The sequence below is a fragment of the Flavonifractor sp. An112 genome (assembly GCF_904377885.1).
Taxonomy (GTDB): Bacteria; Bacillota; Clostridia; order Oscillospirales; family Oscillospiraceae; genus Flavonifractor; species Flavonifractor avicola.
Map to the genome: position 1 here is coordinate 1 of NZ_CAJFGT010000098.1, position 7,956 is coordinate 7,956.

Annotated in this window: 9 protein-coding genes and 1 pseudogene; 1 reads left to right on the forward strand and 9 read right to left on the reverse strand. The window is 62.9% G+C overall.

Going from position 1 to position 7,956, the window contains the following annotated elements; all coding sequences use genetic code 11:
* Window positions 1-87 precede the first annotated feature (87 nt).
* From era to mutY, 9 genes are all read right to left on the reverse strand, one after another.
* Entirely contained in the window at window positions 88-984 is an 897-nt protein-coding gene (era, locus tag IHN22_RS11845; protein WP_087269468.1) for a GTPase Era, read from the reverse strand.
* 68 nt (window positions 985-1,052) lie between these two features.
* Window positions 1,053-1,304 carry a hypothetical protein gene (locus IHN22_RS11850; protein WP_087330771.1) on the reverse strand — a complete coding sequence of 84 codons (252 nt, stop codon included), beginning with the start codon at window positions 1,302-1,304 and terminating at the stop codon, window positions 1,053-1,055.
* Window positions 1,305-1,306: 2 nt separating this feature from the next.
* On the reverse strand, window positions 1,307-1,801 hold the full coding sequence (ybeY, locus tag IHN22_RS11855) for an rRNA maturation RNase YbeY (RefSeq protein WP_191435570.1): 495 nt from the start codon (window positions 1,799-1,801) through the stop codon (window positions 1,307-1,309).
* Window positions 1,798-2,778, reverse strand: coding sequence for a PhoH family protein (locus IHN22_RS11860; protein WP_087330767.1), 981 nt, complete (start codon window positions 2,776-2,778; stop codon window positions 1,798-1,800). Before IHN22_RS11860 ends, ybeY begins: the two co-directional genes overlap by 4 nt.
* Window positions 2,775-4,004 (reverse strand): sporulation protein YqfD, encoded by a 1,230-nt coding sequence (locus IHN22_RS11865; protein WP_087330765.1) that lies wholly within the window; start codon window positions 4,002-4,004, stop codon window positions 2,775-2,777. The genes IHN22_RS11860 and IHN22_RS11865 overlap by 4 nt, the downstream gene beginning before the upstream one ends.
* A gap of 16 nt (window positions 4,005-4,020) precedes the next feature.
* Window positions 4,021-4,302 (reverse strand): YabP/YqfC family sporulation protein, encoded by a 282-nt coding sequence (locus IHN22_RS11870; protein WP_087188098.1) that lies wholly within the window; start codon window positions 4,300-4,302, stop codon window positions 4,021-4,023.
* A 100-nt stretch (window positions 4,303-4,402) separates the two neighbouring features.
* Entirely contained in the window at window positions 4,403-5,275 is an 873-nt protein-coding gene (locus IHN22_RS11875; protein WP_191435572.1) for a 4Fe-4S cluster-binding domain-containing protein, read from the reverse strand.
* A 30-nt stretch (window positions 5,276-5,305) separates the two neighbouring features.
* Window positions 5,306-5,881, reverse strand: coding sequence for a thymidine kinase (locus IHN22_RS11880; RefSeq protein WP_087389217.1), 576 nt, complete (start codon window positions 5,879-5,881; stop codon window positions 5,306-5,308).
* Entirely contained in the window at window positions 5,851-6,921 is a 1,071-nt protein-coding gene (gene mutY / locus IHN22_RS11885) for an A/G-specific adenine glycosylase (RefSeq protein ID WP_191435574.1), read from the reverse strand. The genes IHN22_RS11880 and mutY overlap by 31 nt, the downstream gene beginning before the upstream one ends.
* Before the next feature lie 165 nt (window positions 6,922-7,086).
* Here mutY and IHN22_RS11890 point away from each other — a divergent pair.
* A pseudogene (locus IHN22_RS11890) lies at window positions 7,087-7,956 on the forward strand (FUSC family protein); the annotation flags it as partial.

A 7,956-nucleotide genomic window follows, 5' to 3' on the forward strand; every position in this document is an offset into this window, starting at 1 on the left:
TCGGATTGCTCCAAGACCCTTAAAAATACTATGCGATGCCGCCCGCCTGTGCGTCAGGATTGGTGCGACAAGCGGGACGTTTTTCAACTAATTGTCACACCGGTAGCCGAAGTTGTGGATGAGATTCAGGTTGTCCCGCCAACCCTCCTTGACCTTTACCCAGGTCTGAAGGAACACCTTGGTGCCCATAAAGGCCTCGATGTCGGTGCGGGCCAGGGTGGAGATCTTCTTAAGCATGGCGCCCCCCTTGCCGATGATGATGCCCTTATGGCTGGCCTTCTCGCAGTAAATGGTGGCGTCCAGGTCGATGATCTCGTTGTCCCGCTCGGAAAAGCGGGTGATCTCCACGGCGGTGCCGTGGGGGATCTCCTTGTCCAGGCAGAGCAGCAGCTTCTCCCGGATGATCTCGGCGCACACCTGCCGCTCCGGCTGGTCGGTGACCATGTCGTCGGGGAAGAGCTGGGGGCCCTCGGGCAGGAACTCGGCCAGCAGGTCCAGCAGTTCGTTTACGCCCTCATTCTGCTTGGCGGAAATGGGCAGGATGGCATTGAAGTCGTGGGCCTGGCCGTAGGTCTGCATGACGGCCAGCAGGGCCTCCTTCTCCACCGTGTCCATCTTGTTGATGACCAGGATGGAGGGTACGCCCAGCTGCTTGATGCGGGCGATGAGCTCGGCCTCGGGGCCACCGATGTGGGGAATGGGCTCCACCAGCAGCAGGATGGCATCCACGTCGGCCACGCTCTCCTTGACCACCTTTACCATGTAGTCGCCCAGCCGGGTGCGGGCCTTGTGAAGGCCGGGGGTATCCAGGAAAACGTACTGGCACTCCCCCCGGTTGACCACGGCGCTGATGCGGTTGCGGGTGGTCTGGGGCTTGTTGGAGACGATAGCGATCTTTTCGCCCACCAGGGCGTTGGTCAGGGTGGACTTGCCCACGTTGGGCCGTCCCACAATGCTGATCATTCCAGATTTTTTAATTTCCATAGGTGATCCTCAACTTTCTTGAGCAATTTTATTCATATACGGTCTTTTTTCACAGACCGCATATTTTACTATTTGTCCTGCTTCTCCAGCAGGGCGCGAATGGCGGAGAGTTCTTCTTTCAGCTCGGAGTGCTCTTTCGCAAGCTTTTCCCGCTCGGCCGCAGCCGTACCCACAACGATGCCCGGCAGGGCCATGAGGAGGAACATCATCACCAGTTCAATCAGGCCGTTCCCCCCGCCCAGGCCGCTCAGCACCATGAGGATGAGATAACAGAGGCCGATGGAGATAAATCCTCCGCCGATGATATATGCCAACCGCATTGTCACCCCTCCTGGTCTCTGGTAATCCCCAGTTGCTCCAGAATGGCCTCCTCACGCGCCCGCATCTGGGCCTTCATGGGGCCCTCATCCATATGGTCGTACCCCAGCAGGTGGAGCACCGAGTGGACGGCCAGATAGGCCATCTCCCGGCGGGTGCCATGGCCGTACTCCTCCCCCTGGGCCTTTGCTCGCTCCAGGGAGATCACCATATCCCCCAGAGGCACCAGATTGCTGCCGGGGTCGGCGTCCTCCTGGGTGGGGTTCTCACCGGGCTGGAACTCGAACATGGGGAAGCTAAGCACGTCGGTGGGCCTGTCCACCTCCCGCTGCTCCAGATTAATCTGGTGAATGCCCTCGTCGTCAGTGAACAGCACGTCCACCTCGCAGGGCACATCCACCCCCTGGGCGTCCAGAGCGGCGGGGATCACCTGCCGCAGCAGGTCGGCATACTCCTCCGCCCCGTCTACCTCGGTCTCAATGATGATCTCGTGGTTCATGCCTTCCGGCCCTCCTTTTTGGCCCGGCGGTTCTCGTCGGCCTCGTAGGCCTTGATGATCCGCTGGACAATGACGTGGCGCACCACGTCGGACTCGTTCAGGCGGCAGATGGCGATATCCTCCACCCCGTCCAGCACCCGCATGGCCTCCTTCAGGCCGGACACGGTGTCACGGGGCAGGTCGATCTGGGTGATGTCGCCGGTGATGACGATTTTGGAACCAAAGCCCAGGCGGGTCAAAAACATCTTCATCTGCTCCCGGCTGGTGTTCTGGGCCTCGTCCAGGATGATGAAGGAGTCGTCCAGGGTGCGGCCTCTCATATAGGCCAGGGGGGCCACCTCGATGTTGCCCCGCTCCAGGTACTTCTGGTAGGTCTCGGGCCCCAGCATCTCAAAGAGGGCGTCGTACAGGGGCCGCAGGTAGGGGTCTACCTTGCTCTGCAAATCGCCGGGCAGGAAGCCCAGCCGCTCGCCCGCCTCCACGGCGGGCCGGGTCAGGATGATGCGGTTGACCTGCTTGTCCCGGAAGGCGGCCACGGCGGCGGCCACCGCCAGATAGGTCTTGCCGGTGCCCGCCGGGCCGATGCCCAAGGTAATGGTATTTTTCTTGATGGCATCCACATACCGCTTCTGGCCCAGGGTTTTGGCCTTGATGGGCTTTCCCTTGGCGGTGACGCACAGGACGTCCCGGGCGATGTCGTTGATGTGGGACTCATTGCCCGCCTTTACCAGATTGATGATGTAGCGCACGTTCTGTTCGGTGATGGTCTCCTTCCGCCCGGCCAGGCCCAGCAGGCCCTCAATGGCCTTGACGGCGTGCATCACGTTTTCCGCCTCGCCGGACACCTTCAGCTGGTTGTCCCGGCTCACCACCGTCACATTCAGTTCATGCTCCACCAGTTTGATATTCTCGTCAAAGGATCCAAAGACGTCTACCACGTCCTCCATCCGCTCGATATTGATGGTCTGTTCTATCATGGATCGGCCTCGTTTTCTTGTGTGATGGGATCAGGCACGAACCGCCCGATCTCTTCCCGGCACTCTGCCTGAAGGGTCACGGTCAGCATCCCGTTCTCCGTCTCCACGGCAAACTCCGTGCTGACGATCTCTCCCTCCCCCACCGCCTCTTCCAGCGCCTCCAGCAGGCGCTCTTTCAGCATGGCCTCCGCCGCGTCCGGCTCCACGGCCAGCGTCTCCAGTTCATAGGCCCGGCAGGTCTCCCGCTGGACGGCCAGGGGCATCTCCTCGCCGCCGGGCAGGGTCAGGGTCCAGGTATGGCTTATTTTATCATACCTGTCGAAAGAAATTCCACCCTTTCCAAAAAAATCGGTCCGGAGGCCCAGAGCGGTGACCGACCACCGGTTGGCCTCCTCCCCGGTGTACCGCTTCACCTGAGCCTCCAGGGGCAGCTGGGCCGCCATGGTGCGCCAGGTCCGGGCGTACACCCGACCGGAAGCCCGCACCTGTATCTGCCCGATCTCCGGCTTATCGCTGTAGGCCGGGCCTTCCAGGTGGACAGTGCCCGAGATGAGAGTCTCCCCCTCCAGCACCGTATCCCCCACCTTCACCACCGCCTCGCCAGTGAGAGCCTCCACACGGGTTACAATGCCGGAGGCCCGGGCCACCACACTGCCATACTCCTGGGCGTCCACCAGTTCGGGCGCCTCCACCGCCTCCCGCACCAGCACTTCCGCCCGGGTGCCGTACAGATTGATGGACAGCCAGGACAGCTGGGGCAGCTGGAGCAGCACCTTGTTGCCCACCGTCCGCTCATCCAAACCGGGGCCGAAGGTACCGATACCCAACCCCTGCCGCCTCAGTTCGGTGAGAATCTGGGCGGTGGGCACATTGGTGTTACCCTTTACCTCGATGGTGAGCACAAAGGAGGACAGAACGCACACCGCCGCCATGGACAGGCCCATCCCCACCCAGAAGGCATAGCGTTTTTTGAATCGGGCCAGAAAGTAGGGCATCCCCTTCCGCCCGGCGGGAGTGACGATACACAGCGTCCGTTCCCCCAGGGCGGCGGCCTGGCGGCTGCCCCGGCGGGTGACGGTGAGCCGCAGACGGGTGGCCTCCATCCACTCCACATTCCAGAACAAAATGCCCCGCTGAGCGCACAGGTTGAGGAACCGCTCTGGAAAGGCTCCCTCCACCTCCAGACGCACACTCCCCCGCAGGGCGTTCACCAGCCGCAGCAGCATCCTTCCACCTCCTTTTTCAGGTCAGATCCACCCCGTCGATCTCGCCGGTGATGAGCAGCTGGCTGGCGTTCATGGATTTCAGTTCCAGGTTGCTGCCCCGCACCTTGATGACCAGCTTGCCGCCGGAGATGTGGATCTCCTGGCTGCCATAGGCCAGGATGCCCTTGTGGTTTTCCATCCTCAGCTCCCGGCTGCCGGTGAGCTCCACCCTGGGCAGGCCGGCCACCACGTCCCCGGGCAGGTCCAGCACCTCCGCCGTCTTTTCCAGCAGACCGGGCCGTTTCCGGTCTCGTTCCATGGCCTCCACCCCCTCCGACCTATGCTTATGCGGGGTGGTTGTCCCATTTGACAGGAAAAGGGCGGGCCAGCGGCCCGCCCCAGAATGGGATATGCAGTTTTTACACGCCGGTCAGGTCAAAGGGCGGGATATACTCCGCCTGGGCGGCCTCCGTCCCCTGGGCAAAGCCCTCCAGCCCCAGGTCCGCCATGTAGGCCTCCGCCGCCCGCACCTCCGAGGGGCGCACCCGGCGGTTGATCTCCGGATAATCCGCCGCACGGCCCCAGGGGATGTACTGGCTCATGAGGGAGAAGAGCACCTCTCCCGGCCCGAAGTGCTCCGCCACCCAGTCCATGACCCGCTTGGCCTCGGCCAGCTTGCCGGGCAGCAGCAGGTGGCGGATGACCACCCCCTGCTTCAGCAGCCCGTCCTCATACCGGACGGGACCGGTCTGGCGGAACATCTCCAGGATAGCCGCCTCCGCCGCCTGGGGATAGTCCGGAGCGTCGGAGTAGCGCCCGGCATAGTCGCCGGTGCGGTATTTATAGTCGGGCAGGTAGATCTGGACCTTGCCCTCCAGAGCTTTCAGGGTCTCCACCCGGTCGTAGCCGCCGGAGTTCCACACCACCGGCACCGGCAGAGGCTCGGCCAGCGCCGAGCGCACCACATGGGCGTAGTGGGTGGGGTTCACCAGATTGATGTTGTGGGCCCCCTGATCAATGAGTTCAAAAAAGATGGCCCGCAGCCGGTCCACCGTGATGGGTTTTCCGAAGTCCCGGTGGCTGATCTGCTCATTCTGGCAGAACACACACCCCAGGGAGCAGCCGGAGAAAAACACGGTGCCCGAGCCCTTTGTACCGGAGATGGGGGGTTCCTCCCACATATGGAGAGCCGCCCGGGCCACCACCGGGGCTTCTGGCATCCGGCAGCGGCCCTCACCCCGGTCGGCCGTACGCACCGCCCCGCACTTCCGGGGGCAGAGATTACAGATCATTTCAATGGTTCCTTTCCGCTTTCCTGGGACTTACTTTTGCTTGGGGCCCAGGTTACCCTCTTTCCAGTGCTTACGGCACAGGCCGATGTATCGGTCGTTGGCCCCCAGCACCACCTGCTCGCCCTCCTTGAGCACATTGCCTTGCTCGTCGAAACGGGCGTTGCACAGGGCCTTCTTGCCGCACCAGCAGATGGTCTTGACCTCCTCGATCACATCGGCGGTGGCCAGCAGCTCCGCCGAACCGGGGAACAGGTCCCCCTTGAAGTCGGCCCGCAGGCCGTAGCAGATCACCGGGATATTCCAGTCGTCCACCAGATCGGTGAGGTAGCGCACCTCCTCCCGGCTGAGGAACTGGGCCTCATCCACGATGATGCAGGCGTAGGGCTTCAGCTCCCGGGGGGTCATCTCCATCAGGTCAGAAAAATAGATGCAGTCGTGGCTCAGCCCCGCCCGGGAGGCCACAAACCGGGCCCCGTCCCGCTGATCGATGGCAGGCTTCACCAGCAGGGCATCCTGGCCCCGCTCCTCGTAGTTGTAGCGCACCATCAGGGCGTTGGCGGTCTTGCTGGAGCCCATCACTCCATACCGGAAATACAGCTTTGCCATGGTTCCTCTCCTTCTCCTTTAAGCCGCCCCTCCACCGCAGGCTTGAAGGCCTGAAAGGCGTTGGGCACGGCGTAGTCCCGGTCCAGTTCCTCCAAAGTGGCCCACACCCAGCCCTCAGGCAGGGTATCGCCGGCCGTCTGGACCAGCACGGCCTTCATATGCCACTCGATATGGGTAAAAATGTGCTTGCCCGACGGCCCCTGCTCCAGGGAGAGGGCCTCCACCGGACAGGGGGCGGGGGAGAGCTCGTTGGGGTACTCCCACAGCCCCGCCAGCAGGCCCCGGCTCTTCCGCCGCCGGAGGGCCACCGCCCCATCCCGGAAGATGAGGAACACCGTCCGCTCCTCCACCCGCCGGGCCTTTTTGGCCGCCTTCACCGGCAGTTTCCCGGTGCGCTCCGTCAGCCGGGCCACGCAGAACTCTTTGGCCGGACACTGGTCGCACAGGGGGGCGCCGTTGGGCAGGCACACGGTGGCCCCCAACTCCATCAGGGCCTGGTTAAAGTCCCCGGGGGCATCCACCGGCATGACCCGCTTCAGAGCCGCTCCCATCCGGGCCTTGGTGTCCGGCTTCATAATATCTCCGTCGTCCCCGGTGATGCGGGCTACCACCCGCAGCACATTGCCGTCCACCGCCGGTTCTGGGATGCCGAAGGCGATGGAGGAGATGGCCCCGGCGGTGTAGTCCCCAATGCCGGACAGGGCATGGATGGCCTCATAGGTATCGGGAAAGACGCCGCCGTGATCCTCCATGATCTGGCGGGCCGCCTTTTGCAGGTTGCGGGCCCGGTTATAATAGCCCAGCCCCTGCCACAGCTTCATGAGCCGATCCTCCTCCACCGCCGCCAGATCAGCCACAGTGGGCAGTTCCGCCAGAAAGCGTCGGTAGTAGTCCAGCACCGCCGCCACCCGGGTCTGCTGGAGCATGATCTCGCTGATCCATACATGGTAGGGGGTGGGGTCGCTGCGCCAGGGCAGCACCCGGGCATTTTCCCGATACCATTGCAGCAGCGGGATGGGAAGCAGTTCCAGGGGTTCCAAAGGCATACCTCCAAAGTCTGATCGTTATCCCGCTCATTATATAATGGCCGTCCTCCTTTTTCAATTCCCACCGTTCTACAAAATTTTCTCCGCCCCCTTGCGCTTACCGACAGGTTACCTCTATAATGTTAGATAAGCAATCAATCTCGACTGGGGGTATCTGTTGTGGCCGCGGGTTCCGGCATCAGGGGCTTTCCGGCGCTGTTCTGGCGCCGGTGGAAGGGGGCCTTTTCCACCATTTTGTTCTACGTGGTCCAGTTCCTGCTGGTAACTTGGATCTTCGGCAGCACCTACGCCATGGTGGTCTCCTGCTCCACCACCCTGTTTCAGCTCCGCCGGAAGGAGGCCAACCGGCTGGAGGACTACGCGGCCATGTGCCTCATGTCCCTGCTGCTGTGCCTGCTGGCCTTTGCCGCCGCCCTCAATGTGTGGCTGTGCGCCATCCTGAATTTCGCCGTACCCTTCTTCCTGGTGTTCTGGAAGTGCAGCCAGTTCACCCCCAAGGGCCACATGGGCTACGCCATGACCTTCGTCTTTCTGGAGCTGCGTCCACCCACGCTGGAGCAGCTGCCCATTCAGCTGGAGGCGGTGGGCTTCTGCTGCGTACTGCTGGTGATCGCTCTGCTCATCAACGCCAGGGTAACCCACATCACCAGTGACCCGGCGGGTCAGATTTCTGCCAGCCTGCTGCGGCTGGCCGACCTGCTGGACGGGCTGTCCAGCGGCGGCGACGACAAATCCGCCGGCAAGGAGCTCTACGACCTGGCCCGCAGTTTCCACCGGAAGGGCTATGACCGGCGGCACCTGCTCCACCTGCCTGACCGGCAGAAGCGGTGCTATCATCTGCTGGCCCTGCTGTTTCAGCGGGCCTCCTATCTGGTTACCGACGGTCCCTCCTGGCAGGACGCCAAAAACACCCCGGCTTTCCCCCATACCATGCACACCCTGGCAGAGGTGGTGCGGCAGCTGCAAAGCGCCTGGGAGCCCGCCGCCCGGCAGCGGCTGGCCGCCCGCATTCAGGCCCTGCTTGACAAT